Here is a 25,934-nt window from a genome sequence, read left to right on the forward strand (position 1 = left end):
ATTGTGAAGCCGCCACGAATGAAAAGCCCCCTTGCGGGGGCTCGGGCATTCGTGGCGGTCCCAGCGGGGTTCGAACCCGCGTTTTCGCCGTGAGAGGGCGGTGTCCTGGGCCACTAGACGATGGGACCGCAAAAAGTTGGCTGAGGAGCCAGGATTCGAACCTGGAAAACCTGGTCCAGAGCCAGGTGTGATGCCGTTTCACTACTCCTCAACGGAAAAGCAGGTTAACCGATGCCGTGGCGGAGCGTCAAGAGCCAATCCGGCTAACCAAGCCTCTGTTTGAGCAGCTCCTGCACCGCGCGCGGAACGGCCTTGCCGCCCGTGGCTTTTATCACCTGTCCCATGAAAAGACCCAGCAGGCTGGTCTTCCCGGTGCGATACGCTTCCACCTTGTCCGGCAGCCTGGCCAGGACCGCGTCGACCGCTGCCGCCAATTCGGCGGCGGATAACGCCTGATCAAAACCAAGCCGCGCGACGATCTCTCGTGGCTTTCCGCCCCTGGTCAACATCTCCCCGAAGATGGTTTTTGCCGCCGGGTTCGTGATGGCCTGCCGATCGACCAGTTGGATCAGTTCCGCCAGCTCCGAAGCGGTAAACGGCAACTCGTCGATGCGGAGTCCCTTGAGCTCCCGCAGGACGTCGTTGGCCATCCAGTTGGCGACGGCCCTGGCGTTGGGGTAGGCCGCAACGGCCGCGTCGAAGAAATCGGCGACTGCCGATTCGCCCGTCAGCACATCGGCCAGCTCCGGGGTCAACCCAAGGACTTTGATGTAGTCGTCGTAACGGCGGGAGAGGGAAGCATTTGCGGCACGCGCACGCGAGCGCTCGTCCGAAATCGTGCCTGCGGCAACCGCGGGGGTGTCTTTCGCCTTCTCCGCCCGGCGGGCGGGCTTTGTGCCGCTCGTGATCCCACGGGGGGTATCGATGCCCTTGTCACTCTTGTAGGTGTCCCGCAGTTCGATGATGCGGTTGAACACGGGAGCGCCTGGTCTCGAGTCGACGGCATCGGCGATAAAGTAGCCGTGGCGCACGAACTGGAAGCGTTCGCCGGGCGGCGTGTCCGCCAGGCCGGGCTCGAGGAGGCAACCGCGTAAAATTTCCACCGAATCCGGATTCAGATAATCCTTGAAGGTCTTTCCATCCTCCGCCTCCTCGGGGTTGGCGACGGTGAACAACCGGTTATACAGGCGGATCTCGGCCGGCACGGCGTGCGCTGCCGACGCCCACTGGATGGCCGCGCTTTTCCTGCGCTTCGCTCCGGCCGCCTTGCCCAGCGAACCCGGATCGTATGTGCAGTGAAGTTCGATGACGTTCCCCGTGGCCGGGTCCTTGACGATCTCCTCGCACCGGATAAGGTATGCGCTCAACAGGCGCACCTCCCCCCCCGGCCGCAGCCGCATCCAATCGGCTGGAGGGTTCTCGCTGAAGTCGGTTCTTTCGATAAAAATCTCGCGGGTCAGCGGGAGACGGCGGGAGCCTTCCCGATCGATATCATGCGGCCAGTAGGGAGCTTCCAGCCACTCGACATTTCCCGCCGGGTAATTGGTGATCGTCACTTTCAGGGGCCGCAATACGGCCAAGACGCGCGGAGTGCGCGGGTTTAGGTCGTCGCGGATCGCGTCTTCGAACAGTTCCATGCTCACGCGGCTGTTGGCCTTGTCGACGCCGATGCGCGCCGCAAAAAGGCGGATGCCTTCCGGTGTGTAGCCCCGCCGTCGCATACCGGCGATCGTCGGCATGCGCGGGTCGTCCCAGCCGGAGACCAGGCCCTCTTCCACGAGCTGGAGCAACTTGCGCTTGCTCATGACCGTAAAGTCGAGGTTGAGCCGCGCGAATTCGTACTGGCGAGGCCGCGGTTCAGGGAACAGGTTGCCGACCAGCCATTCGTAGATCGCACGGTTGTTTTCGAACTCCAGCGTGCAGATCGAATGCGTGATGTTCTCGACGGCGTCCGACAGGGGGTGAGCGAAATCGTACATCGGATAGATGCACCAGGCTTCGCCTCTCCGGTAGTGCGACGCATGGCGGATCCGGTAGAGCAGCGGGTCGCGCATCTTCATGTTCCTGGCCGCCATGTCGATCTTGGCGCGAAGGACGTGCGCTCCGTCCGGAAACTCGCCTGCGCGCATGCGGGTAAAGAGGTCCAGGTTCTCCTCCACGGAACGGCTGCGCCAAGGGCTTTCGCGGCCCGGTTCGGTAATGGTGCCGCGGTAGCGGCGGATCTCCTCTTCGCTCTGGCTGTCCACGTAGGCATTGCCGTCCCGGATCAGCCGGATCGCAAACTCGTAGAGCTGCTCGTAGTAATCCGAAGCGAAAAAAAGCTTGTCCTGCCAGTCGAAGCCCAGCCAGCGCACGTCGCGCAGAATCGACTCGACGTACGACATGTCCTCGGTTTCCGGGTTCGTGTCGTCGAACCGCATGTGGCAGACGCCGCCGAACTCCCGCGCGATGCCGAAGTTCAGGCAGATGGATTTGGCATGGCCGATATGCAGATAGCCGTTCGGCTCTGGGGGGAAGCGCGTCACCACTCGGCCGTGGTAGAGGCCGGAGAGGGTGTCGCGTTTGACGATCTCACGGAGAAAATCGAGGTTCTCCCTGCCCTCGTGCCCCTGTGGATTCGATGTGGAATTCGGCATGGATGCGGCTTCCTCAGTGCACGCGGATCCATTTCGCCGCCGTGGAAAGGCGTTTGACCACCTCTTCTCGGCCGAGGACCTCCATGACGTCGAAGAGTCCGGGGGAGGCGGTGCCCCCCGTAAGTGCCACGCGCATCGGCTGGGCGATCTTTCCGAGTTTGCCCCCGACCCGCTCGACGACTCCGGCGATCGCCGCCTCCATGGCGGCGGGGGTGAACTCCTTCACCGGAGAAAGCGCCTCGATGATCTCCTCGAAGATGGGAGCCATTTCCGGGGTGAGGAATTTCGCTGCTGCTTTCGGGTCGACCTCCTTCTCCCGGAAGTAATACTCGGCCGAATCGGCCATCTCCACGAGGGTCCGGGAGCGCTCCTGCAGGGTCAGGACTGCCGAGACCAGCCAGGAGGAGTGGGTTGCCTCGATCCCTTTTCGCTTCAGGAAGGGAATGAGAAGGCGGGCCAGCCGGTCCGGATCTCCCGCCTTGATGTAATGGGCATTCAGGTGGAGCAGTTTGTCCGGGTTGAACTTCGAAGGGGATTTCCCCACGTTCTCCAGGGTGAAGATGCGCTGCAGTTCCTCGGCGGAGAAGATTTCCTGGTCGCCGTGCCCCCAGCCGAGACGGACCAGGTAGTTGATCATCGCCTCCGGCAGGAACCCCTTTTCCTGGTACGCAATCACGGACACGTCGTCCTGGCGCTTCGAGAGCTTCCCCCCCTCCATTCCGTGAATCAGCGGGAAGTGGCCGAACGCAGGCAAGGGAACCCCGAGCGCCTCGTAGAGAAGGACCTGCTTCGGGGTGTTGTTGAGGTGGTCATCCCCCCGCAGGACGTGGGTGATCCCCATCGCGGCGTCGTCGACGACAACGACGAAATTGTAGGTCGGGGAGCCGTCCGACCGAAGGAGGACGAGGTCGTCCAGCTCGGTATTCTCGTACGTCACATCCCCGCGGAGGATGTCGTGGACGGAGGTCTTGCCGGACTGCGGTGCCTTGAAGCGGACGACGTGGGTCTTCCCTTCGGTTTCCGCGGAAGGGAGGTTCCGGCACCGTCCGTCGTACCGGGGCTTCTCCCCCCGGGCTCTCATCGCCTCGCGGCGCGAATCGTGATTCACCGGATCGCAGACGCAGCGGTACGCCTTTCCTTCGAGCAGAAGACGCCCGGCCTCCTTGCGATAGAGCTCCGTGCGTTCGGTCTGGTAATAGGGGCCCTCATCCCACGTCATCCCGAGCCATCGCATCCCGTCCAGGATCGCCTGTACCGACTCCGGCGTCGACCGCTCCTGGTCGGTGTCCTCGATCCGCAGGATGAACTTACCCCCGGTCCGCCGCGCGTAGAGCCAATTGAAGAGGGCGGTGCGGGCGCCTCCGATGTGGAGGTAGCCCGTCGGGCTGGGGGCAAAACGGGTGACGACGGAAGACATTCTTGCCTCGTTTGCGGCCAACGAAGGTTGCGGATCTCCTGCTACAGGACGGCCAGGCCCGCGTATCCGACGACCTGACCGTAATCCCCGCTGACATCGCCGGAGGTGGCATATTTTATCAGACGGGCTTCGGTGGCGCCAAGGGAAAGGACGGCGAACAGCATCACCGTCGTGGGAATCGCCCCGCACATGGTGATCCGCTCCGAACGGACCGTCCGGTAGAGGCCCTCGGGGTCGAGTGCAAGGATCCGCGAAATGGCTCTCTCGTCCTTTTTCCGTGCGGTTGCGTAGGGCTCGTAATGGGTCATGTCCGAACTCGCGATCAGCAGGGGCGGCGAGGGGTCGTCCCGGATGACGTCCGCAACGGCCTCCCCCAGCGTCCGGCAGTCGATCAGGGAGAGGCGGCCGAGAGCGATGGGCACGAACCGGAATGCCCCCAGGAATCTCCTCAGGAACGGGAGCTGCACCTCGAGGGAATGTTCCCTGCTGTGCGCCGACCGGTCCTCCGTGAGGAGGGGGGAGGCGGCGAGGAGCCGCCCCGCCAGGTCCTCGGCGATCGGGACCTCTCCCCAGGGCATCCTCCATGCCCCCCGGGTCATGACGGCGGCCTCCGCTCCCATCCCCGTGTGATTGGGGCAGAAAATGATCTGGCGGTCGGGGATTTCCACCGAGGAGAACACTTCCCCCGCCACAGCGCCCGAATAGACATATCCAGCATGCGGGACGACGATCCCCCTGGCACGGATCTTTCCAGGGATGTCCCGGGTCAGGCGCCGGACTTCCAGGTCCAGCTCTCTCTGTGTGCCGGGGTAGAATTGGCCTGCGACAGCGGGGGCCCGTATCATATAAACATGTTACCATAACAAGGAATATTCGCGATTGACAGGCATCGGAGGGTTTTCTATAGTATCCTTTTGAATTTTCGGGGAAGTTCGTCCTTTGTACATAAAAATTTCCGAGATTCCCCGCAAGGGGCTCGACGTCGTAGCAAACAGGGGAAAGGCCTTTATTCCCCGGATCCTGGAGGGGATGGACCCGTATCCCCTGCGGACGTGCCGGTTGGTTTCCGCCGGCCTGATCCTGACGCCTGAGGGACGAAATCTTTTTGCAAACGGGTCGTTTGTGGCTGAGGGGGAGGCTTCCTGCGACCGCTGCGCCGAGGCGTTCACGGTCACGCTGGAGAAGGAGTTCTCCGCGATCCTCGTTCCCCGCGACAGGGGCCCCGCTGGGGCCTCGAACGTTGAACTGCACGAGGACGACCTCGACATCGGTTATTACGACGGGGCCGGGATCGAGTTGAACGATCTTATCTGGGAACAGGTTGCGCTGACCTTGCCGGTCAAGCTCCTTTGTTCGGAGGAATGCCGGGGGATTTGCCCGAAGTGCGGCGGCAACCGCAACCGGGAGGAGTGCAACTGCCCCGAACCTCAAGCCGCGGGGCTGTTCGATATTTTGAAGAGCCTGAAGAAAGAAAAGGAGTAGAGGATGCCGAATCCCAAACGACGGGGATCGAAATGCCGCAGGGACAAGCGGCGGACCCACAAGAAGCTCGCCAATCCCGCACGGAGCACGTGCCCACAGTGCAAGCAGGTCAAACGGCCCCACGCCGTGTGCCCGAATTGCGGGACCTACAACGGCCGGGAAGTCATTGCACAGGACTGACGGTCTTTAATACCATCCTCCGATGAAAATTGCCGTTGACGCGATGGGAGGGGATCACGCCCCGCTGGAGGTGATCCGGGGGGCGGTGCAGGCCTCGCAGGAGATGGACCTTCCGATCGTGCTGGTGGGCCGCGAAGAGCTGCTCCGGGACGAACTGCGTTCCCTCGGTGTCGGCATCGGCAAGATCGAGGTGGTGCATGCATCCGAGGTCGTCGAAATGTGCGATGTGCCGGGCGTGGCCTTCCGGAAGAAGAAACACTCCTCCATCCGCGTGGGGTTGAACCTGGTAGCGGAGGGGAAGGCCTCCGCATTCGTGAGCGCGGGGAATTCGGGGGCCGTGATGGCCGGAGCGCTCTATGTGTTACGGAAGATCCGGGGGATCGACCGGCCCGCGATCACGGCGACGATCCCCACCCCATCGGGGCCGATCGTCCTGATCGACGCGGGGGCGAACGTCGGCTGCAAGCCCGCTCACCTGCTGCAGTTCGGATTCATGGGGGATGCCTACGCCAAAAAGATTCTCGGAATTTCCCGTCCCCGGATCGGCCTGGTGAGCATTGGCGAGGAGGATTCGAAGGGGACGGACCTGACGCGCGAGACGGGCGCGCTCTTCCGCAGGACGGGCCTGAACTTCGTGGGAAACGTCGAGGGGCGCGACTTTTTCATCGGAAAGGCGGACGTCTTCGTCTGCGACGGATTCGTGGGGAACGTCGCCCTGAAGACGATGGAGGGGATGGCCTCCGCGCTGGGCCAATTTCTGAAAAACGAGATCGAAAAATCCGCCATGGCGAAGCTGGGGGTCCTCCTGGCGGGTGGGGCGATCCGCCAGGTAAAAAAGCGCATGGATTATACGGAGTACGGGGGGGCGCCGCTGCTCGGAGTGAAGGGAGGTGTGGTGATCTGCCACGGCTCATCCGACGCGAAGGCGATGAAGAACGCGATCCGATCCGCCGGATCGCTCCATCGGTGCGGCGTCGAAGAGGAGATCGCCGTTTTGGTCGCGCGGGGCGGTTACGTGCGGGACGAGGAAGCGGCCGCGGAATAGGGCGGATGCCCACGCGGCGGGAGGGGGAGAAAAAGGTGGGATCCAAGATCATCGGTGTGGGGGGCTACGCCCCGCCGAAAATCCTGAACAACGACGACTTCGAAAAGATGGTCGACACGAACGACGAGTGGATCTCGACGCGTACGGGGATCAAGGAGCGCCGGATCGCCGAACCGGGGTCGGCGACCTCCGACCTGTGCCTGGAGGCCTCCCGCTTGGCGCTGGCGGACGCCGGCGTGGACGCGGGGGAGCTGGACATCGTTGTGGTGGGGACCTGTACCCCCGATATGCCTTTGCCCTCCACGGCCTGCTTTCTCCAGATGAAACTGGGGGCAATCCGCGCGTTCGCGCTGGACCTCAACGCGGCGTGCTCCGGGTTCGTCTATTCCCTCACCGTGGCGGATGCCTTGATCCGGGCGGGGCGCGGGAAAAAGGTCCTGGTCGTGGGGGCGGAAATATTGTCTTCCCTCACGGACTACACCGACCGTTCCACGTGCATCCTCTTCGGGGACGGGGCGGGGGCGGTGGTGCTCTCCGAATGCGGCGACGGGGAGGGGGTCTTGAGCTGCCACCTCCACTCGGACGGGAACCTGTGGGAGATGATTCACTGCCCGGGCGGGGGAACCGTCGACCCCTGCGATCCGATGACGATGAAGAAACGGACGAACTTTATCCGGATGGCGGGCAACGAGACGTTCAAATGCGCCGTGAATCGGATGGCCGAGGTGAGCCAGGAAGCGCTGGCCCGGAACGGCTTCACGGTCGCGGATATCGACCTTTTCATTCCCCACCAGGCCAATCTGCGGATCATCACCGCGGTGGGGAAACGGCTGGGGGTCCCCGAGGGAAAGGTGTTCGTCAACCTGGAACGTTACGGAAACACCTCCGCGGCTTCGATCCCGATTGCGCTCGCGGAGGCGCGGGAGAAGGGGCGTTACTCGAAGGGCGACCTCGTGCTCCTGGCGGCGTTCGGCGGCGGGCTCACCTGGGGCTCCGCGCTTCTGCGGATGTGAGAGGGACGACGGTGGGGATCGGTCTCCTTTTTCCCGGGCAGGGCTCGCAGTTCGCGGGGATGGGGAAGGAGCTGCACGAGGCGTATCCGGCCGCTCGCGCCGTGTTCGAGGAAGCGTCCGACGCTGCTGGGATGGACTTGGCGGCGCTCTGCTTTCGCGGCACCGAGGAGGAATTGCGGCTGACCGAAAACACGCAACCGGCGATTTTCACCGTCAGCGTTGCGGCGTTCCGAGCGCTCGAGGCGGAAACCGGGATCCAGCCGCTCTGCGCCGCGGGGCACTCCCTGGGGGAGTACTCGGCTCTGGTTGCGTCGGGCGTGCTGTCCGTGGGAGATGCGGCGCGCGTCCTGCGTTCCCGGGGAAGGTACATGCAGGAGGCCGTGAAGGTGGGGGAGGGTGCGATGGCTGCTCTGATCGGCCTCGCTCCCGAGGGGGTGGCCGCGGCCTGCCGGTCGGGCGCCGCGAAGGGCGTCGTCGAGCCGGCGAACTTCAACGGCGGGGACCAGGTCGTGATTTCCGGGAGCGCGGAGGCGGTGTACGCCGCCTGCGAGGCGGCCAAATCGGCGGGCGCGAAGAGAGCGATGCCGCTGCCGGTCAGTGCGCCCTTTCACTGCTCCCTGATGCAACCGGCCGCCGATCGACTCGCCCCGGAGCTTCGCGCCCTGGCGCAGGGACCGTTCCGGTTCCCGGTGGTGGCGAACGTCACCGCGGATCCGTATCCTCCCGCCGCCCCGGCTGCCGAATGGCTCATCCGCCAGATCGTCGCCCCGGTCCGCTGGGAGGAATGCATCCGGAACATGCGGGGGATGGGCGTCGCCGCATTCCTGGAGGTGGGGCCGGGAAAAGTGCTCTCCGGGCTGCTCCGTCGGATCGATCGGGACGCTGTCGTGGCGGCTTTCTGTGCGCCCGTCGACTTGACCGGGGTCCGCGGCCTCCCCGGATGGAGTTTTCTCTTGAACGATTACCGGTAATGAGGATATGAACTTCGGGAAGGGGGGCTAAGGCGATGCGGCTTGCGGACAAGGTCGCTCTGGTCACCGGCTCTGCGCGGGGGATCGGGAAAGCCATTGTGGAGCGGTTCGCCGCCGAAGGGGCCGTCGTGGTGATCAGCGACGTGGCCAACGAGACCGCCGCCCGGGAAACCCTCGCCGGCCTCGAGAAGAACGGGAGCAAGGGGAGGGTGGAGATGTTCGACGTCGGGGACGCCGCCCAGGTCGATGCCGCCGTTGCCAATATCCTCGCTGCGCAGGGGAGGATCGACATCCTGGTGAACAACGCGGGGATCACCCGGGACAACCTCCTGATGCGGATGTCCGAGGAGGATTTCGACGCGGTCGTCCGGACCAACCTGAAAGGGACCTTTCTCCTCACCAAGGCCGTGTCACGGCACATGATCAAGCAGCGGGGCGGCCGGATCATCAACATGAGCTCGGTCGTCGGGTTGATGGGGAACGCGGGGCAGTCGAACTATTCGGCGGCGAAGGCGGGGATCGCGGGCTTCACCAAGTCGATGGCGCGCGAGCTCGGCTCGCGGGGGATCACGGTGAACGCCATCGCGCCCGGGTTCATCCAGACAGCCATGACGGCGAGCCTGCCGGAGGCGGTGCAGAAATCGTTCATGGAGCAGATTCCCCTGAAGAGGTTTGCCGCCCCGGAGGAAGTCGCGGAGCTTGCGCTTTACCTGGCAACGGATGGCGCGGGTTACGTCACCGGGCAGGTGATCGGGATCAACGGCGGGCTGTACATGTGAGAGTATATCAAAAGGAAGGGAGGACCACAGATGTCGGTTGAGAAAAAAGTGAAGGAGATCGTGGCGGAGCAACTGGGGAAGGACGTGAACGACGTTACGATCCAAGCGTCGTTCATCGACGACCTGGGTGCGGATTCGCTCGATATCGTGGAGCTGGTGATGAAGATGGAAGAGGAGTTCGGGATCGAGATCCCGGACGAGGATGCCGAGAAGATCAAGACCGTGAACGACGTCGTGGAGTACATCAAGGCCCACGCGAAATAACGATGGATCCGCGGGGTCCGGCGGCGGAAAGGACGCCTACGGAACGCGGTCCGCGATGGGAAGGGAACCGGATGCGGAGAGTGGTCGTAACTGGGTTGGGGGCGGTGACGCCGCTGGGGATCGGTGTGGAGCCGACGTGGGAGGCGCTCCTCGCCGGCCGGTCGGGCGTTTCGCTGATCACCAAGTTCGACGCGGCGGAATTCCCGACCAGGATTGCCGCCGAGGTCAAGGGGTTCGTCCCCGAGGACTTCGTCGACAGGAAAGAGATCAAGCGGATGGACCCGTTCATCCAGATCGCCATGGCGGCCGCCCATCTCGCCGTTACCGATTCCGGATTGACGATCGACGAGAGGCTCGGTCCCCGCATCGGGGTCTACGTGGGGAGCGGGCTGGGGGGGCTCACCACGCTCGAGCATTACCACAAGGCGTATCTCGAGGGGGGAGCCCGCAAGATCAGCCCCTTCTTCATCCCGATGCTGATCTCCAACCTGGCTCCCGGCCACATCGCGATGAAGTACGGGGCGAAGGGGCCGAACATCACGACCACCACGGCCTGCGCGGCCTCGAGCCACGCGGTCGGGGAGGCGCTCGAGGCGATCCGGCGGGGAGCCTGCGACGCGGTGATCGCGGGCGGGTCGGAGGCCACCATCACCGTGATGGGCCTCGGTGGATTCTGCGCCATGAAGGCGCTCTCCACCCGGAACGGAGACCCCGCCGCGGCGTCCCGGCCCTTCGACAAGGATCGCGACGGCTTCGTGATGGGGGAAGGCGCGGCCATGCTCATCCTGGAAGAGCTGGAATTTGCGAAGCGGCGCGGCGCGAAGATCTACGCGGAGCTGCTCGGCTACGGGGCATCGGCGGACGCCTACCACGTCACCGCCCCCGCTCCCGGCGGGGAAGGAGCGGTCCGCTGCATGCAGGCGGCGCTCGCGGACGGGCGGGTCAACCCCGAGGAGGTGGAGTACATCAACGCCCACGGGACCTCGACGCCCTACAACGACCTTTATGAAACGATGGCCATCAAGACCGTTTTCAAGGGTCACTCCTCCCGCCTGATGGTCAGCTCCACCAAGTCGATGACCGGCCACCTCCTGGGAGCGGCTGGCGCCATCGAGAGCGTCTTTTCCGTATTGGCGCTGCGCGACGGGATCGTCCCGCCGACGATCAACTACACGACGCCGGACCCGGAGTGCGACCTGGACTACGTGCCCAACACGTCGCGTAACCGGCCGATCCGTTATGTCCTTTCGAATTCGTTCGGGTTCGGCGGAACCAACTCGTGCCTGCTGTTCGGCAGGTTCCCTGGGTAGGCGGATGGACCGCATGACGCTGACCGTGGCGGTTGCGTCGGATCACGCCGGCCTGGAAATGAGACGGCGCCTCCGGGACGCTCTTGAGGAGTGGGGCTATGCCGTCCTGGACCTGGGCCCCGACGCCACCGACGCGGTGGACTACCCCGACTATGCGGAGGCGGTCGCCTTGCGCGTCTCCGGCGGCCAGGCGGCCCGGGGGGTCCTGGTCTGCGGGACCGGCGTCGGGATGTCGATCTCCGCCAACAAGTTCCCCAACGTCCGCGCGGCGCTGTTGTACGACGACTTCACGGCACGGCATGCCCGCCTGCACAACGACGCCAACGTGGCGGTCTTCGGCTCCCGGACGATGAAGGTCGACGCCGCGGTGGCCCGTCTCCGGATCTTTCTCTCCGAGCCTTTCGAGAAGGGGAGGCACGCCCGGAGGGTGGAGAAAATCAACGGCATCGAGAAACGCCTCGGCCTGCAGGCGTGAGATAAGGAGCGAAGCGCGCATGTCTATCCTGAAGACGGTGGATCCCGAGATCTACGAAGTCATCCGGCGGGAGACGGAGCGGCAGGCGTTCGGCTTGGAGCTGATCCCCTCCGAGAACTTCGTGAGCGAGGCCGTGCTGGAGGCGACCGGCTCCGTGCTGACGAACAAGTACGCGGAGGGGTACCCAGGGAAGCGGTACTACGGCGGATGCGAGTTCGTCGACCAGGCCGAGACGCTGGCCATCGAGCGGGCGAAGAAGATCTTCGGAGCCGAGCACGTAAACGTCCAGCCGCATTCCGGCTCCCAGGCCAACATGGCGGTCTACTTGGCCGCGATGACTCCCGGCGACACCATGCTGGGGATGAACCTCTCCCACGGCGGGCACCTGACGCACGGCAGCCCGGTCAACTTTTCCGGAAAGCTGTTCAACGTCGTTTCGTACGGCGTGCGGCCGGACACGGAGACGATCGACTTCGACCAGGTGCGCGACCTGGCGATTCAGCACAAGCCCAAGATGATCGTCATCGGCGCGTCCGCATATCCCAGGATCATCGACTTCGCCCCCTTCCGGAAGATCGCGGACGAGACGGGCGCAATGCTGATGGCGGACATTGCCCACGTGGCGGGGCTCGTGGCCGTCGGCCTGCACCCCAATCCCGTCCCCTACTGCGAGTTCGTGACCACCACAACGCACAAGACGCTGCGGGGGCCCCGGGCGGGGATCATCCTGTGTCGCGAGGAGATGGCCAAGAAGCTGAACTCGTCGATCTTTCCCGGCACCCAGGGCGGGCCGCTGATGCACGTCATCGCGGCGAAGGCGGTGGCGCTCAAGGAGGCGATGACTCCGGAGTTCAAGGTGTACCAGGCGCAGATCGTCCGCAACGCCCGGGCCATGGCGGGGGCGATCGCCGGGCGGGGTTTCCGGCTCGTTTCCGGCGGGACGGACACCCACCTGTTCCTCGTCAATCTCAAGGATACCCCCCTGACCGGGAAGGACGCGCAGGAGGCACTCGACCGGGTGGGGATCACCGTCAACAAGAACACCGTTCCGTTCGAGACGCGCAGTCCGTTCGTCACCAGCGGCATCCGGGCCGGGACACCGGCAGTTACCACGCGCGGGATGAAGGAGCGCGAGATGGAGCGGATCGGGAATATGATCGCCGATATCCTCACGGCGCCCGGCGACTTCACCGTGGAGAAACGGGTGATGGCGGCCGTCCGCGACATCTGCGAGGCGTTCCCCCTCTACCCCGAACGGCTGGCGGCTTATGCGGGAAGCTAAACGTTGAAGACGGCGGCGCGCGTGCGGCCTGACTGGGACACCTATTTCATGGACATGGCGAAGCTGGCGTCCCGGCGATCGTCCTGCCTGCGGCGCGCGGTGGGCGCGGTGCTGGTCAAGGACCGCCGTCTTTTGGCCACGGGGTACAACGGTGTCCCGTCCGGAGTCACCCATTGTGAGGTGACAGGATGCCTCCGGGAGAAGCTGAACGTCCCGTCGGGAGAGCGGCACGAGCTGTGCCGCGGGCTCCACGCGGAGCAGAACGCGATCATCCAGGCGGCGTTCCACGGCGTTTCGATCCGCGACGCCGTCCTCTACTGCACGAACCTTCCCTGCATCATCTGCGCAAAGATGCTGATCAACGCCGGCGTCCGGCGGATCGTCTACCTGGAAGGCTACGCCGACCCGCTCACCGAGGAGATGATCCGGGAGGTGGGCATGGAGCTGGTCCGCCTGGAGGAGCGCGATCCTTGAAGTGCCCCCGGTGTGGCCATGTCGACAACAAGGTGGTCGACTCCCGCGCGGGCAAGGAAGGAGACGTCATACGGAGGCGGCGGGAGTGCCTCTCCTGCCGCAAGCGGTTCACCACCTACGAACGGATCGAGGAGGAACTCCCCCTGGTTATCAAGCGCGACGGGCGCCGGGAGTCCTTCGACCGCCAGAAGATCCTCAGCGGCATCCTCAAGGCGTGCGAGAAGCGGCCGATCAGCTACGCCACCATCGAAAAAGTCGTGGAAACCCTGGAAGGGGAATTCCAGGCTTCCGGGGAGAAGGAGATCTCCTCGGTGGAGATCGGGGGGCGCGTCATGGCGGAGCTGTTGAAGCTGGATGACGTGGCGTACGTCCGGTTCGCCTCGGTGTACCGCCAGTTCAAGGATCTGAGCCAGTTCGTGGAGGAGATCAAGACGCTCATCTCCGAACCGACGGACCGCCCGACGAAGCCGTAAGGGGCCCGCGCGATGCGACACCGTCAATCGTCCGCTCAGATCTCCCTTCGGCTGCGCCGCCTCGGAGGGGGACTCCGTTCGTGGCTCGCCGTGCGGTGGATCCGCACGGCTGCGCACCGGCCTCCAGGGCTCCATTCCCTCAGATCCCGGCATTCGAGGGCCGCTGCATCCGCCCCGGCTTCGTTGCCCTCCCTCACCGTACCGCAGCGGTACGCTTCGGTCGGGCGCCTCGCCGGACGCGGCGCATCGACCCTCTCAGTGCACGGCCTCTGCGGGAACGGAACCCTGAAGGCCGGTCTCACTGCGCCCCCCTCCTGCGGCGGCTCCGCCGGACCTTCCCGCGGCGTGTGCCTTCCGTCGATGGCGCGTACCGCCCGCACGGAAGGTGCAGCCGAAGGGGGGCCTCGCGCAGCGAGCAGCCACAATCGCGGAACCGGCGTAGGCCACGCGTTCCTGGCAACGGAGAGCTTGGCGGTCGGTTACGGGAGACCGAAGGCCGGGGATAGGAAATTGGGGCACGTTTGCTGGACGAAGCCGGGGAGCCATGGCGGATCGCCAGCGAGGTCCCCCCTGAGGCGCAGCACCTTACGTGCCTGGCGTCTCGTTTCACCGGGGGAGGGCCTGACGTGACCTTCCCGCGGCCCGAGTTCATGCGGATGGCCCTCCGGCTCGCCCGAAAGGGCGTCGGGCGGACCTCGCCGAACCCCGCGGTGGGAGCGGTCCTCGTCCGGGGCGGGAAAGTCGTCGGCTGCGGTGTTCACCGGGCCGCTGGACTGCCCCACGCGGAAGTGGAGGCGATCCGGGACGCCGGATCCTTGGCTACGGGGGCCGACCTTTACGTGACCCTGGAGCCGTGCTGCCATGTCGGTCGCACGGGTCCGTGCACCGAGGCGATCCTGTCCGCGGGAATCCGGCGGGTCGCGGCCGCCATGAAGGACCCGAACCCGCTGGTCTCCGGCAAGGGGCTTTCGGCTCTCCGAAGGGCGGGTGTTGCGGTGGCCGACGGCCTTCTCGAGGAGGAGGCGCGGTCTCTCAACCGCCCCTATTGCCGGTGGGTGGTTTCCGGGAAGCCCTACGTCACCCTGAAACTCGCAATGTCGCTGGATGGACAGATTGCCTCCTCCACGGGAATGTCCCGATGGATCAGCGGGGAGGAGTCCCGCAAGAGGACCCACCGGATGCGTGCGGAAACCGACGCCGTGCTGGTCGGGGGGGGGACCTTCCGAAAGGACGATCCGCTGCTCTCTTCCCGCATCCCGGGAGGAAGAGATCCCCGGCGTGTTATCCTCACCTCGCGCCTGTCGGATATTTCCGGTCGTCGGCTTTTCCGACAGGGGCAGGGAAAGATCCTCTTTGTCTGCCCTCGGGGCGTTTCCGACCGCGACATGAAACGGGTTGTTTCCCTTGGGGGGAGGGTGCTCCGGCTCCCATCCCGGGGAGGGCGTATTCCCGCGGAGGTTTTCCTTCGGGCATTGGGGAAGGAAGGTGTGACGTCCCTCCTGGTGGAGGGAGGGGGGAGGACCGCCGGGTGGCTGGTCTCCGCCGGAGCCGTCGACCGGTTCGTATTCTTCCTCGCCCCGCTGCTGCTGGGGGAAGGGATGCGGGCGGTGACGGGATTCCGGGCACGATCTGTGGCCGGAGGCAGGAAACTGGCGATCACGGATGTCCGCCGCGCGGGGGACGATCTTGTGGTGACGGCGGAGCCCCAAGTGCCTCAGTTCACAAATACGGTCAGCACCGAGAGCGTCGATGCGCCGCTCCGGCAAGGCGCGCGACTGAGGCGTACTTAGATAGTACGGCGTAAGGAGCGCAACGCAGCAGGGGCGGATGCAGCGGCGTTCGAATGCGACTGTATTTGTGAATTGAGGTACTAAAGGGGACGGGGGGATAAATGTTTACGGGCATCGTGGAGGAAGTCGGAACGGTCGTTTCTTTCGCGCCCGAAGGGACCGGCGCCGTCCTGGAAGTGTCCACGGGGCTGCCTTTGGAGGAGATCCGGGCGGGCGACTCCATTTCGGTTTCCGGCGCCTGCCTTACGGTCACCGGAAAGGGGCCCGGACGGTTCCTGGCGGATGTCTCCCCAGAGACGCTGAACCGTACGACGTTCCGTTCGCTGGCGGTAGGGAGGCGGGTGAACCTGGAGCGGGCGATGGTAGTTTCCGGACGGCTGGACGGTCACCTGGTGTACGGCCACGTGGACGGCACCGGAACGGTCCGCGAAATGCGGCCCGCGGGGGATTCCCGGGTATTCCATATACGGACCGATTCCTCTATAATGAAATACGTTGTTTTCAAGGGAGCCGTGGCTGTGGACGGCGTGAGCCTCACGGTCAGCACGGTCCATCCGGACGGGTTCGAGGTGACGTTGATTCCGTTTACCCTGAATCGGACCACCTTTGGCGGTGCCCGACCTGGGGACAGGGTCAACGTGGAAACGGACATCGTCGGGAAATATGTCCTCCGGTTCCTGGAACGCAAGGATTCGGGGATCTCCAAGGATTTTCTCAAAAAACACGGGTTCGCGTGAAAAGGTCGTCCAGATGACGCTTGCCAGGATCGAGGACGCGCTCGAGGACATCCGGTCCGGGAAGATGGTGATCCTCGTCGATGACGAGGACCGCGAAAATGAAGGAGATCTGACCATCGCGGCCGACCATGTAACCCCCGACTCCATCAATTTCATGGCGCGGTATGGCCGGGGGCTCATCTGCCTGAGCATGACGGAAGAGCGGGCGCGCCAGCTCCAGCTTCCCCCCATGGTCCACGACAATTCCTCTCCCTTCGGGACCGCTTTTACCATTTCCATCGAGGCGCGCAGGGGGGTGACCACGGGAATCTCGGCCTACGACCGGTCCACCACCGTCCGCACGGCCATCGCGGAAAATGCCAGGCCCGAGGATCTCGTGCGGCCGGGGCATGTGTTTCCGATCGTTGCGAAGAAGGGCGGGGTCCTTGTCCGAACCGGCCAGACCGAGGGCTCCGTCGACCTCGCCCGGCTGGCGGGGTGCACTCCCGCGTGCGTGATCTGCGAGATCATGAAGGAAGACGGGACGATGGCCCGGATGCCCGACCTGAAGGTCTTCGCCGCCGAGCACGGCCTCAAGATCGTGTCGATCCAGGATCTTGTCGAGTATCGGATGATGAGGGAGCGCCTTGTCACGCGCGTCGCGGAGACCCGGATGCCGGTCCGGGAGGGCGGGGAATTCGTCGCGATCGCCTACCGGAACGAGATCAACGACGATACCCACATGGCCCTGGTCAAGGGAGAGATCAGGCCGGATGTCCCCGTACTGGTCCGCGTCCATTCCGAGTGCCTGACCGGCGACGTATTCCGGTCGCTACGGTGCGACTGCGGCGAGCAGCTCCGGAATGCCCTGCGGATGATCGAGAGGACAGGCGCGGGGGTCCTCCTCTACATGCGGCAGGAAGGGCGGGGGATCGGGCTGAAGAACAAGATCCGCGCCTACAACCTGCAGGACAAGGGGTTCGACACGGTGGAGGCAAACGAGCGTCTCGGGTTCAAATCGGACCTGCGGGATTACGGAGTGGGCGCGCAGATCCTGGTCGACCTCGGCATCCGGGACATCCGCCTTCTCACGAACAATCCGAAGAAGATCATCGGCCTGGAGGGATACGGCCTGCGGGTGGTCGAGCGGGTCCCGATCGAGGTGGCCCCGAACTCGGCGAACGTGAAGTACCTCAAAACCAAGAAGAAGAAGCTCGGACATATCCTGAACGTCGAGTGAGGGGGCGAAGCGATGGTGCGGATGATCGAGGGGGACCTCCAGGGACAGGGATTGAAGGTGACGATCGTCGTGGCGCGGTTCAACAGCTTCATCACCGACCGCTTGCTGGAAGGGGCGATGGACGCCCTCCGGCGGCATGGCGTGGAGGACAAGGACATCTCCGTGATGAAGGTTCCCGGCTCGTTCGAGCTCCCGTTGGGAGTCCGCAAGGCGGCCAAGGGCAAGGTGGATGCCGTGATCGCCCTGGGCGCGCTGATCCGCGGGGGGACTCCGCACTTCGATTACCTGAGCGCCGAAGTGACCAAGGGGGTTGCGCAAGTGACTCTCGACACGGGGATCCCCGTGGCCTTCGGCGTGCTCACCACCGATACGGTCGAGCAGGCGATCGAGCGCGCCGGTGCCAAGGCGGGAAACAAGGGGTTCGAAGCCGCGCTGTCGGCCATCGAGATGGCGAAGCTGCTGCGCCAGATGTAAGGGGGGCCCGGGGGCGAAAGAAGAAGTGCGCCGGGAATCGAGGGAAAAGGTCTTTCAAACGCTTTTCATGATGGATGTCCTGGGGGTTGGCCCTGACGAGGCCATCCCCCTTTTTGCATTGACGTCCGAGCCGCCCTCCGATCCGGAGTACTACGGCGATGCGGTGCGGGGTGTCTGGGAACACCGGGAGGAGGTCGACGGTTTCATCCGGCAGGCCGCCGAACACTGGCGACTGGAGCGGATGGCCCTGGTCGACCGGAACATCCTTCGCCTGGGCGCCTACGAGATCTGTCACTCCACCGACGTTCCTTACGTGGTGGCGATCAACGAGGCGGTGGACCTGGGAAAGAGGTACGGCTCGGAGGAATCCGGTGCTTTCATTAATGGAATACTTGATAAAATAGCTGAGATCTCGCTGAAAAAGAAGGAAATATCATGAAGTATCAACCGCAGGCGATCGAAGCCAAGTGGCAGATGCGGTGGGATGCGGCCGCGGTCTCCCGCTGCCCGGACGAGATCACCGCCCCCAAGTTCTACTGCATGGAGATGTTCCCTTATCCGTCGGGTCGCATTCACATGGGACACGTGCGCGTGTACACGATCGGGGATCTGCTCGCGCGGTTCAAGCGGATGCGGGGGTACCAGGTCCTTCACCCCATCGGATGGGACGCCTTCGGTCTTCCGGCGGAGAACGCCGCCCACCGTCACGGAACGCACCCCGCCAAGTGGACCTACGAAAACATCGGCTTCATGCGCCTGCAGCTAAAAGAGCTGGGGATCTCCTACGACTGGGACCGTGAGTTCGCCACCTGCTCCCCGGAGTATTACCGCTGGGAACAGCTCTTCTTCCTGTGGATGATCCGGGACGGACTCGCCTACCGGAAGAGGGCTCAACTCAACTGGTGCGAGGAGTGCCAGACCGTCCTTGCCAACGAACAGGTCAACCGGGACGGGACGTGCTTCATTCACGACCAGACGCGCGTCTCCCAACGCGAGCTGGAGCAGTGGTTCCTCGGCATCACGAAGTACGCGGACGAGCTTCTCTCCGGCCACGAGGAGCTGCGGGGGGGGTGGCCGGAAAACATCCTGGAGATGCAGCGGAACTGGATCGGGCGCAGCGAAGGGGCGGAGATCGACTTCCCGCTGGCCGATGGCGGCGGCAAGATCAAGGTGTTCACGACCCGGCCGGACACGGTCTACGGCGCCACCTTCATGAGCATGGCCCCGGAGCACCCCCTGGTGATGGAATTCGCGAAGGAATCGGGCCGCGAAAAGGAGGTTCGCGAGTTCGTCGACCGCGTAGCGGTGCAGGACAAGCTGGTCCGTTCGAGCGGGGAGATGGAAAAGGAGGGGATCTTCACCGGCGGATATTGCGTCAATCCGCTGACCGGCGGGAAGATTCCCATCTTCGCCGCGAACTTCGTCCTGTACGAGTACGGAACAGGCGCGGTGATGGCGGTCCCCGCGCACGACCAGCGGGATTTCGAGTTTGCGAAAAAGTACGACCTTCCCGTTGTGGTGGTCATCCAGCCGGAAGCGGAGGATGCGATTTCCGCCGGGTCGATGACCTGCGCGTACGAGGGAACAGGCCGGATGGTGAATTCGGGTCCTTTCACGGGGCGGGAGAGCGAAGCGGGAAAACGCGAGATCACCCGGTATTTCGAGAGGGAGGGGATCGGCCACGGGAAGGTTCGGTACCGCCTCCGCGACTGGGGGATCAGCCGCCAGCGCTACTGGGGATGCCCGATCCCTGTGATCCATTGCGGGAAGTGCGGCGTCGTGCCCGTCCCGGAAAAGGACCTCCCCGTGGTGCTTCCCGAAGACCTTCCCTATACCCGGGAGAAAGGGAATCCATTAGCGGCAGCCGAGGAATGGGCCTCCGTATCCTGTCCCTCCTGTGGGGCGAAGGCGCGTAGGGAAACCGACACCTTCGACACGTTCTTCGAGTCGAGCTGGTATTTCCTGCGGTACATCGATCCTCGGAACGACAGGGAACCGCTCGACCGGGGAAAAATTCGGGCGTGGATGCCGGTCGACCAATACATCGGCGGCGTCGAGCATGCGTGCATGCACCTGATCTACGCCCGGTTCTTCCATAAATATCTTCGCGACCGCGGCCTTGCCCCGGGGAACGAGCCGTTCCTGCGGCTCCTCTCCCAGGGGATGGTGTGCATGGCGACGCTGGAGTGCCCCAAGCACGGGTGGCGCTATCCCGAAGAAGTCGACGCCGAAGGGCGTTGCCGGCAGTGCGGCGAGAAGGTCGATGTGGGGCGTTCGATGAAGATGTCGAAGTCCAAGCGCAACGTCGTCGAGCCGTCCACGCTCGTCGAGCGGTACGGCGCCGACACGGCACGGCTTTTCTCCCTCTTCGCGGCACCTCCGGAGAAGGATCTCGACTGGAGCGAGCAGGGGGTGGAAGGAGCTTTCCGGTTCCTTGGCAGGGTATACCGCTTGATCGCGCAGAAGGGGAAAGCGATCTGCGCCGCCGGCCGAGTTTCCGGAAGACCCGGCGAAGCGGCAAGGAGGATCCGGCAGATTACCCATCGCACGCTGAAGAAGGTGACCGGAGACATCGAGGATCGGCATCACTTCAACACGGCCATTTCCGCCATCATGGAGATGGTGAATTTCCTCTATCTCGTCGAGGAATCCGCTTGGGAATCCCCGGAAACCGCCCCTGCGCTTCGCGAGGCGGTGGAGATCCTGCTCCTCATGCTTTCCCCTTTCGCGCCGCACGTTTCGGAGGAGCTTTGGGAGAAGATCGGCTGTACAGGCATGGTCTGTCGGCAGGCCTGGCCGAAAGCGGAGGAGGAAATGGCCCGCGCCGAAGAGATCCTGGTCGTCGTGCAGGTCAACGGGAAGCTTCGCTCGAGGATTACGGCAAACGCCGATGCGACCGAGGAGGAAATCCGGTCGATGGCGCTTGCCGATCCGCGTGTCAGGGAATATACGAAGGGGAAAATCCTGAAAAAATTGGTCGTTGTCCCCAAGAAGCTCGTGAGCATCGTCGTATCGTGATGGACTCTTTTGATCCTCGCTCGGGAAAGCGGATTGCGGCTTGTCTCCTGTTCGTGGTCCTTGCGTCCTGCGGCTATCGTTTCCAGTCGGAACCCGGGTCGCGGTTCGCCGATCCCTCCCTCCGCGTGGACCTTCGGCCCTTCGCCAACGCCTCCGTTGTCCCGGATGCGGGAGTTTTTCTCGCGGCGCGGCTGCGGGAGGAGTTCCGGCGCATGGGTTTCCGTGGCGTCTTCGAGCGGATCGGGGCGGATACCCTGATCGAGGGAACCGTCAAGGAGATCCGCGAGGAAGTCGTTTCCCACGGCACGGACCTCTTCGCTCTTGAACACCGGCTGACGCTGTTCGTCGACGTGCGGGTCGCGGAAGTCGTCCAGGGCCGTCTCCTATGGAAGGAAGAGGGAATGACCGAATCGGCCTCCTATTTCGCCGAGGCGGATTTCCAGTACGCGGAATCGAACCGCCGGGCGGCGATCGAAGAGGTGTGCCGAAGGATGGCACGAAGGATCGGCCAGACCGTACGGGTCGTCCTGTGAAACCGTTCCCCGTCCCTCCGCTGTTTCAGCCCTGGTTCTCCCATTCCCCTGCGCCGGCCTATCTCCTTTCCGGAGAAGGGGGAGGGCTTGCCGATCTCGTCGCGGAGCTCTGGCTGGACAGGTTCCGGGCGGAAGGGATCACGGCGGAGCTCATCCGGTGGACACCCGCGGACATCGAGCGGGAATCCATGGACGCCGTTTTCCGCACACCGTCCTTCTTCTTTCGTTTCCGCATGTTCATTCTTCCCGACCTCGGGGATCTGAAGAAAGGACCCCGGGATGTGCTCCTCGGCTACCTGGGCGCACCCGATCCGTCCGTGATCCTCGTTCTTCCCTGTTCGGACAAGGCAACGGCGAGGTCGTTTTCAGCCATCCCCGGCGTTCGGTCCACCGCTCCCAGGGAGGAGCAGGTGGTTTCCACATTGGCGCGGGCGGCCGTGTCGAGGATGCGGGAAACCGGGAAAGAGCTCTCCGAGGACGCCGCGGCTTTCCTGGTACGGTGGGTGGGGATGGACTTCGCGCGCGTAAAGGAGGAGCTGGGGAAATTGCTTTCTTATTCAGCCGGACTTCGAGAGATCGGGGAGGAGGAGATCCGGGCGGTCTGCATCTCGGGCGGCGCGGTGGATCCTTTCCGTCTCGCCGAGAAGCTGGTGCACAGGGATAAAAAAGGATGCCTGACCCTGTTCCGGCGATTCGCCGCCGGGGCGGAGGCTGCCGATTACCACGGACTGGTGGGCGCGATCGCGTGGTTCGTCCGGAGGCGGCTCGCGGACAAGGGGACGGCACTGGCCCCGCACCGGGGAGGAGAGATCCTCGCGGCGCTCTCCAGGATCGACAGGGGAATGAAAGGAGAGAGCAGGCTCTCCCCCGAGCAACTGTTCGAAATCCAGTTGTTGAAGCTCCTCAGGGACGGTCCTGGATAGGGACCTGGCAGGACCACAAATGGATCGCAGTTAAACAACCGAGGTTGACGGGACGAAAGAGGATGACAGGACCGTCCCTGTTTTTGACGGCTACTTCGCGGCCTTGTGGACGGCCTTGGAGAGGCGGGCCACTTTCCGGGCGACCGTCTTCTTGTGCAGCACGCCTTTGGATCCGGCCCGTGCGATGATCGATACCGCTTTCGAGAGCGTTTCCACGGCATGGGCGGCGGCACCCTCTGCCACGACCGCGCGGACTTCTTTGACGGCCGTCTTCACCGTCGAACGGATGTGCCGGTTCCTTATCCTTTTCTTCAGGCTCTGCTTGTGCCTTTTTGCGGCTGACTTCGACTTGCCCAACGGACTCCTCCCTGCAGGATTCTTAGTATTTACACGAATATAAAATGTTATACGGGAGGAATTCACATGTCAAAGGGAAAACGATTGGAAGCGGAAAGCGTGGAAACCACATCCGTTACCTTTCCTCTTCCGGTTTCCCTGCCCTTCGGATGGGCGAGCGTCGTAATTTCCGGCGGGCGGCTGGTCTCGGTGGGGTGGGAGAATACGAGCGGTTCGAGGTGCGGAACCTCCGGCTGCGGGAAAGTTGCACAATAAAAGGGCAAAATGTATAACCTGTAAAAACTACGCGAGGGGGGGAAGATATCCACAAGGACTTCCACAGCCTTTCCACAGCGGGTGTGGAGAAAGGGAGGAATCTTACGGGGTGGTCTTCTTCGCTCTTTCCCAGAAGTGGTCGAGCGTAGCGAGATCGGACTCTTCGATAGAACTCCCCGATTCCGCTGCGATTTTTTCCATAGCCTGAAATCGGCGTACGAAGCGCTCGTTGGCGGTCATCAGGGCTACCTCGGGGTTGATATTGAGGAATCGGGCCAGATTCACCAGCGCGAAGAGGACATCTCCCAGTTCGTGCTCCTTCTCTTCGGGGGTGCCCCGCGACACGGCCTCGGTTAGCTCCCTCATCTCCTCTTCGACCTTCGCCAGCACCTGTTCTGTGTTCTCCCAGTCGAACCCCACGCGCGCCGCCTTCTTGGTGAGCTTGGATGCCCTGAGAAGGGAGGGGAACTTTTTCGGGACTCCGCCGATCAACGAGGAGGGGTTTCTTTTTTCGATGTTTCGTTTGATGTGATCCCATTGCAGGGAGACGGCCTCCGGGGAGTCGGCCGTTGCACTGGAGAATACGTGCGGGTGCCTTCGAACCATCTTCTCCGAAATCGAGGAGATGACGTCGGAAATTTCGAAGTGTCCGTTCTCCTTGGCGATCTGGGCATGGAAAAGGATCTGGATCAGCAGGTCGCCAAGTTCCTCGCACAGGAAAGAGGGGTCCTTCCGGGTGATGGCGTCGAGGACTTCGTGCGTTTCCTCGAGCAGATACTGGCGGAGGGAGGCATGGGTCTGGGCCCGATCCCATTCGCATCCGCCTTCGGCCCGGAGACGGGCCATGATGCCGACCAGCTTGCGAAAATCGTCCATGGCGGTTTTTCCCATGAAGAATGATAACATGTAAGGTTGATGAGCCGGCGGATTCTCATTCGTTGCTGCTTTGGCCCCTCGGCGGCACTTGCGTTTTTCCTGTTGGTTCCGCTGGTGTTTCCACGGGCGGCCGACGCCGGGGGCCTGTTTCCCGGATATCCGGACGCCGTGCGGACGCAGGCGGAACGGGTAGTGGCCCTCGCGGGGCCGGGGAAGGAAACGGCCCTGGCGAAGGAGGTGCGGCTGCTTCGGATCCGGATGCATGGTCTGGGGATCCTGTCCATGAACGCTGTTCCCGAACTCCTTTTCGAGCGGGCCGTCCTGGAGGGGTGGAAAAAAGACCTGGGTCCTCTCATGCGGGCGGTGCGGGAGGTTGCCCCCTTTTCGGTTCCGATGTGGGTGTGGCTGGTAAAGGAGGACCTTCTCCACCTCAGTCTGCCTGAACTCACTCAGGATCTAAACGGTTTGTCGGGTTCGCTGGAGCGGTTCGCCCCGGCATTGATCGGGTACTCGGCATGGCTGATCTCGTTCTTTTCCGCCGCGGGCTGCTGGTTCGTCGTCTGGGGTTCCATCTCTCTTTTCCTCCGGGCGCGGCCGTCGCTGGAATCGGATTTTCTGCGGTTCCTCCGAGTTCCTTTCCGTGAATATCTCGCTCCCGTCCTGACCGTCCTCGTTTTTGTCGTGCCCCTCCTGGCGGGCTTCGGCCTTGCGGTTGCGGCCTGCATCTGGCTCATGTTGTCGGCGGGATATCTCCGCCGGGGCGAACTTGTCATCCTGTCAGCGGGAATCCTGATCCTTGGTGCACTGTTGCTGGGTGGCGGGATCCTCCACTCCCTGAGGATGTTCGGGGGAGACGGCGGACGCGGGGGATGGCTGGGGGGAGAGGGCAGCCTTGCCGTCGTGCGCCATAAGGAAGCGGAGGAAGCACAAGGCCTCCTCTTCGCCGGTACGCTTTCCTGGATGGTGCGATTCGAGAAGGCACGGACGGAGATGCAGGCCGGGCATGCCGCCGCTGCGGAAAGGCTGTGGACGTCGCTGGCCGAGGAGGGGAGGGATCTTCCCGCGGTCCTGAACAACCGGGGAATTGTCCGGGCGCAGCAGGGGAAGATGGACGAGGCCCTGTCGGATTTCGAGGCGGCGGTTTCGAAGCGTCCGCACGATGGGCCGGCCCTCTGGAACGCCTACCAGGTCCACCTGCAGGAGTTCAACCTGGAGCGGGCGAGGAAGATCCAGCCGGAGGCCTGGGAACGGGTCCAGAAGATGACGCCGTTCCTGTTCCGCCCTTTCGATATGGAGCAGGAGGAATGGATCGCAACCGCCCTTCCCGTGGGCGGGATCTGGAAGGCGATCTTCCAGTTCCGCGGGGAGTGGGTCCGGTCGGCGGGAGAGAGTGATTACTTCGGCCTGTTTTTCCACCCCCTTTCGCCCCGGGCCGCCCTCCTGTTCCTCGCCGTTGTCTGGCTGTCCTCGGGAGCCTGGAAACTTTTATCGAGAAAGCTTTGGGTCCACGGCACCTGCCGGGCCTGCGGGAGCCACGCGCTGGTCGTGCGCAGCAGGGAATCTTCTGACATCTGTACCCCGTGCCGGGTCAAGATCGGGGGAGGGATCCGTGCGGGAGCGGAGAGAAATCGCCGGGTGCAGGGCATCGTGATGCACCGTTGGTATGTAAAAGTCACCTCCCTGCTGGTGCCCGGGTCGGGGGCGTTATGGGCAGGGAAAGAGGTCCGAGCCCTGGTCTACGGGGTGGTGCTTTCAATAGCCCTCGGGGCCGTCACGGCGTCCCTGGGCGGAGCGCGCGCGGGGGATCCGCTCGTTTCCGAACTGCAGGCGACGATGGCCATCTGGGCGACGTTTCTGGCGGGATTGCTTTGGGCGGCAGGTGCGGCATGGGGGATGCGGTCCTTCTCCATGCTGCAGCGTGCCTATAACATTGCGGGAGAACGGATATAGG

General features: G+C 63.8%; 26 protein-coding genes and 2 tRNA genes. 21 read left to right on the forward strand and 7 right to left on the reverse strand.

Features of this window, described 5'->3' with window-relative positions:
• Positions 1–52 precede the first annotated feature (52 nt).
• The 5 genes from A2Z13_05870 to A2Z13_05890 form a co-directional block, all read right to left on the reverse strand.
• Positions 53–128, reverse strand: a tRNA-Glu gene (locus A2Z13_05870).
• Between the two features lie 9 nt (positions 129–137).
• A tRNA-Gln gene (locus tag A2Z13_05875) sits at positions 138–211 on the reverse strand.
• 52 nt (positions 212–263) lie between these two features.
• On the reverse strand, positions 264–2,636 hold the full coding sequence (locus A2Z13_05880; protein ID OGP76022.1) for a glutamine--tRNA ligase: 2,373 nt from the start codon (positions 2,634–2,636) through the stop codon (positions 264–266).
• A gap of 13 nt (positions 2,637–2,649) precedes the next feature.
• Positions 2,650–4,053 (reverse strand): glutamate--tRNA ligase, encoded by a 1,404-nt coding sequence (locus tag A2Z13_05885; protein OGP76023.1) that lies wholly within the window; start codon positions 4,051–4,053, stop codon positions 2,650–2,652.
• Positions 4,054–4,094: 41 nt separating this feature from the next.
• Entirely contained in the window at positions 4,095–4,898 is an 804-nt protein-coding gene (locus A2Z13_05890) for an AmmeMemoRadiSam system protein B (GenBank protein ID OGP76024.1), read from the reverse strand.
• Positions 4,899–4,992: 94 nt separating this feature from the next.
• On the opposite strand from A2Z13_05890, the gene A2Z13_05895 reads away from it, so the two are divergent.
• From A2Z13_05895 to A2Z13_05985, 19 genes are all read left to right on the forward strand, one after another.
• Positions 4,993–5,535 (forward strand): hypothetical protein, encoded by a 543-nt coding sequence (locus tag A2Z13_05895; GenBank protein OGP76025.1) that lies wholly within the window; start codon positions 4,993–4,995, stop codon positions 5,533–5,535.
• Positions 5,536–5,737: 202 nt separating this feature from the next.
• Positions 5,738–6,760: a phosphate acyltransferase gene (locus A2Z13_05900; GenBank protein OGP76026.1), complete on the forward strand. Its 1,023-nt coding sequence runs from the start codon at positions 5,738–5,740 to the stop codon at positions 6,758–6,760.
• A 5-nt stretch (positions 6,761–6,765) separates the two neighbouring features.
• Positions 6,766–7,773 (forward strand): 3-oxoacyl-ACP synthase, encoded by a 1,008-nt coding sequence (locus A2Z13_05905; GenBank protein ID OGP76027.1) that lies wholly within the window; start codon positions 6,766–6,768, stop codon positions 7,771–7,773.
• 59 nt (positions 7,774–7,832) lie between these two features.
• The gene (locus A2Z13_05910) at positions 7,833–8,744 is read left to right on the forward strand and encodes a [acyl-carrier-protein] S-malonyltransferase (GenBank protein OGP76094.1); all 912 of its coding nucleotides are present in this window, start codon (positions 7,833–7,835) and stop codon (positions 8,742–8,744) included.
• A gap of 35 nt (positions 8,745–8,779) precedes the next feature.
• Positions 8,780–9,523, forward strand: a complete 744-nt coding sequence (locus tag A2Z13_05915) for a 3-oxoacyl-[acyl-carrier-protein] reductase (GenBank protein OGP76028.1) — start codon at positions 8,780–8,782, stop codon at positions 9,521–9,523.
• Positions 9,524–9,553: 30 nt separating this feature from the next.
• Positions 9,554–9,787, forward strand: coding sequence for an acyl carrier protein (locus A2Z13_05920; protein ID OGP76029.1), 234 nt, complete (start codon positions 9,554–9,556; stop codon positions 9,785–9,787).
• Between the two features lie 71 nt (positions 9,788–9,858).
• Entirely contained in the window at positions 9,859–11,097 is a 1,239-nt protein-coding gene (locus A2Z13_05925; GenBank protein ID OGP76095.1) for a beta-ketoacyl-[acyl-carrier-protein] synthase II, read from the forward strand.
• 13 nt (positions 11,098–11,110) lie between these two features.
• Positions 11,111–11,572, forward strand: a complete 462-nt coding sequence (locus A2Z13_05930) for a ribose 5-phosphate isomerase B (protein OGP76030.1) — start codon at positions 11,111–11,113, stop codon at positions 11,570–11,572.
• Between the two features lie 19 nt (positions 11,573–11,591).
• Positions 11,592–12,854: a serine hydroxymethyltransferase gene (locus tag A2Z13_05935; protein OGP76031.1), complete on the forward strand. Its 1,263-nt coding sequence runs from the start codon at positions 11,592–11,594 to the stop codon at positions 12,852–12,854.
• A 48-nt stretch (positions 12,855–12,902) separates the two neighbouring features.
• Positions 12,903–13,328 carry a cytidine deaminase gene (locus tag A2Z13_05940; GenBank protein OGP76096.1) on the forward strand — a complete coding sequence of 142 codons (426 nt, stop codon included), beginning with the start codon at positions 12,903–12,905 and terminating at the stop codon, positions 13,326–13,328.
• Positions 13,325–13,801, forward strand: coding sequence for a transcriptional regulator NrdR (locus A2Z13_05945; protein ID OGP76032.1), 477 nt, complete (start codon positions 13,325–13,327; stop codon positions 13,799–13,801). The genes A2Z13_05940 and A2Z13_05945 overlap by 4 nt, the downstream gene beginning before the upstream one ends.
• A 626-nt stretch (positions 13,802–14,427) precedes the next feature.
• Entirely contained in the window at positions 14,428–15,591 is a 1,164-nt protein-coding gene (locus tag A2Z13_05950) for a riboflavin biosynthesis protein RibD (GenBank protein OGP76033.1), read from the forward strand.
• 101 nt (positions 15,592–15,692) lie between these two features.
• The gene (locus A2Z13_05955; protein ID OGP76034.1) at positions 15,693–16,328 is read left to right on the forward strand and encodes a riboflavin synthase subunit alpha; all 636 of its coding nucleotides are present in this window, start codon (positions 15,693–15,695) and stop codon (positions 16,326–16,328) included.
• Between the two features lie 13 nt (positions 16,329–16,341).
• A complete protein-coding gene (locus tag A2Z13_05960) occupies positions 16,342–17,547 on the forward strand; it encodes a bifunctional 3,4-dihydroxy-2-butanone 4-phosphate synthase/GTP cyclohydrolase II (GenBank protein ID OGP76035.1) in 1,206 nt (401 codons plus the stop codon).
• 12 nt (positions 17,548–17,559) lie between these two features.
• Positions 17,560–18,021: a 6,7-dimethyl-8-ribityllumazine synthase gene (locus A2Z13_05965; GenBank protein ID OGP76036.1), complete on the forward strand. Its 462-nt coding sequence runs from the start codon at positions 17,560–17,562 to the stop codon at positions 18,019–18,021.
• Between the two features lie 25 nt (positions 18,022–18,046).
• Positions 18,047–18,460, forward strand: a complete 414-nt coding sequence (locus A2Z13_05970; GenBank protein OGP76037.1) for a transcription antitermination factor NusB — start codon at positions 18,047–18,049, stop codon at positions 18,458–18,460.
• Positions 18,457–21,039, forward strand: coding sequence for a leucine--tRNA ligase (locus A2Z13_05975; GenBank protein OGP76038.1), 2,583 nt, complete (start codon positions 18,457–18,459; stop codon positions 21,037–21,039). The genes A2Z13_05970 and A2Z13_05975 overlap by 4 nt, the downstream gene beginning before the upstream one ends.
• Complete coding sequence (locus A2Z13_05980) at positions 21,039–21,572, forward strand: hypothetical protein (GenBank protein ID OGP76039.1); 534 nt, start codon at positions 21,039–21,041, stop codon at positions 21,570–21,572. The genes A2Z13_05975 and A2Z13_05980 overlap by 1 nt, the downstream gene beginning before the upstream one ends.
• Complete coding sequence (locus tag A2Z13_05985; GenBank protein ID OGP76040.1) at positions 21,569–22,495, forward strand: hypothetical protein; 927 nt, start codon at positions 21,569–21,571, stop codon at positions 22,493–22,495. The genes A2Z13_05980 and A2Z13_05985 overlap by 4 nt, the downstream gene beginning before the upstream one ends.
• 90 nt (positions 22,496–22,585) lie before the next feature.
• On the opposite strand, the gene A2Z13_05990 is transcribed toward A2Z13_05985, so the two are convergent.
• Positions 22,586–22,852, reverse strand: a complete 267-nt coding sequence (locus A2Z13_05990; protein OGP76041.1) for a 30S ribosomal protein S20 — start codon at positions 22,850–22,852, stop codon at positions 22,586–22,588.
• 66 nt (positions 22,853–22,918) lie between these two features.
• Here A2Z13_05990 and A2Z13_05995 point away from each other — a divergent pair, with 66 nt between their 5' ends.
• A complete protein-coding gene (locus tag A2Z13_05995; GenBank protein OGP76042.1) occupies positions 22,919–23,107 on the forward strand; it encodes a hypothetical protein in 189 nt (62 codons plus the stop codon).
• 102 nt (positions 23,108–23,209) lie between these two features.
• On the opposite strand, the gene A2Z13_06000 is transcribed toward A2Z13_05995, so the two are convergent.
• Positions 23,210–23,998, reverse strand: coding sequence for a nucleoside triphosphate pyrophosphohydrolase (locus A2Z13_06000; protein ID OGP76097.1), 789 nt, complete (start codon positions 23,996–23,998; stop codon positions 23,210–23,212).
• 24 nt (positions 23,999–24,022) lie between these two features.
• On the opposite strand from A2Z13_06000, the gene A2Z13_06005 reads away from it, so the two are divergent.
• Positions 24,023–25,933: a hypothetical protein gene (locus A2Z13_06005; GenBank protein OGP76043.1), complete on the forward strand. Its 1,911-nt coding sequence runs from the start codon at positions 24,023–24,025 to the stop codon at positions 25,931–25,933.
• The last annotated feature ends 1 nt before the right edge of the window (position 25,934 follow it).

It is taken from the genome of Deltaproteobacteria bacterium RBG_16_64_85 (assembly GCA_001798885.1).
In the GTDB taxonomy this organism is placed as follows: domain Bacteria; phylum Desulfobacterota; class Deferrimicrobia; order Deferrimicrobiales; family Deferrimicrobiaceae; genus FEB-35.

Coding starts and splice junctions, on each gene's coding strand:
- A2Z13_05905 (OGP76027.1), top strand. CDS start 6,766: ATGCCCACGCGGCGGGAGGGGGAGAAAAAGGTGGGATCCAAGATCATC.
- A2Z13_05930 (OGP76030.1), top strand. CDS start 11,111: ATGACGCTGACCGTGGCGGTTGCGTCGGATCACGCCGGCCTGGAAATG.
- A2Z13_05920 (OGP76029.1), top strand. CDS start 9,554: ATGTCGGTTGAGAAAAAAGTGAAGGAGATCGTGGCGGAGCAACTGGGG.
- A2Z13_05960 (OGP76035.1), top strand. CDS start 16,342: ATGACGCTTGCCAGGATCGAGGACGCGCTCGAGGACATCCGGTCCGGG.
- A2Z13_05900 (OGP76026.1), top strand. CDS start 5,738: ATGAAAATTGCCGTTGACGCGATGGGAGGGGATCACGCCCCGCTGGAG.
- A2Z13_05910 (OGP76094.1), top strand. CDS start 7,833: ATGGGGAAGGAGCTGCACGAGGCGTATCCGGCCGCTCGCGCCGTGTTC.
- A2Z13_05995 (OGP76042.1), top strand. CDS start 22,919: ATGTCAAAGGGAAAACGATTGGAAGCGGAAAGCGTGGAAACCACATCC.
- A2Z13_05925 (OGP76095.1), top strand. CDS start 9,859: ATGCGGAGAGTGGTCGTAACTGGGTTGGGGGCGGTGACGCCGCTGGGG.
- A2Z13_05915 (OGP76028.1), top strand. CDS start 8,780: ATGCGGCTTGCGGACAAGGTCGCTCTGGTCACCGGCTCTGCGCGGGGG.
- A2Z13_05880 (OGP76022.1), bottom strand. CDS start 2,636: ATGCCGAATTCCACATCGAATCCACAGGGGCACGAGGGCAGGGAGAAC.
- A2Z13_05965 (OGP76036.1), top strand. CDS start 17,560: ATGGTGCGGATGATCGAGGGGGACCTCCAGGGACAGGGATTGAAGGTG.
- A2Z13_06000 (OGP76097.1), bottom strand. CDS start 23,998: ATGGGAAAAACCGCCATGGACGATTTTCGCAAGCTGGTCGGCATCATG.
- A2Z13_06005 (OGP76043.1), top strand. CDS start 24,023: ATGAGCCGGCGGATTCTCATTCGTTGCTGCTTTGGCCCCTCGGCGGCA.
- A2Z13_05890 (OGP76024.1), bottom strand. CDS start 4,898: ATGATACGGGCCCCCGCTGTCGCAGGCCAATTCTACCCCGGCACACAG.
- A2Z13_05980 (OGP76039.1), top strand. CDS start 21,039: ATGGACTCTTTTGATCCTCGCTCGGGAAAGCGGATTGCGGCTTGTCTC.
- A2Z13_05940 (OGP76096.1), top strand. CDS start 12,903: ATGGACATGGCGAAGCTGGCGTCCCGGCGATCGTCCTGCCTGCGGCGC.
- A2Z13_05885 (OGP76023.1), bottom strand. CDS start 4,053: ATGTCTTCCGTCGTCACCCGTTTTGCCCCCAGCCCGACGGGCTACCTC.
- A2Z13_05975 (OGP76038.1), top strand. CDS start 18,457: ATGAAGTATCAACCGCAGGCGATCGAAGCCAAGTGGCAGATGCGGTGG.
- A2Z13_05955 (OGP76034.1), top strand. CDS start 15,693: ATGTTTACGGGCATCGTGGAGGAAGTCGGAACGGTCGTTTCTTTCGCG.
- A2Z13_05935 (OGP76031.1), top strand. CDS start 11,592: ATGTCTATCCTGAAGACGGTGGATCCCGAGATCTACGAAGTCATCCGG.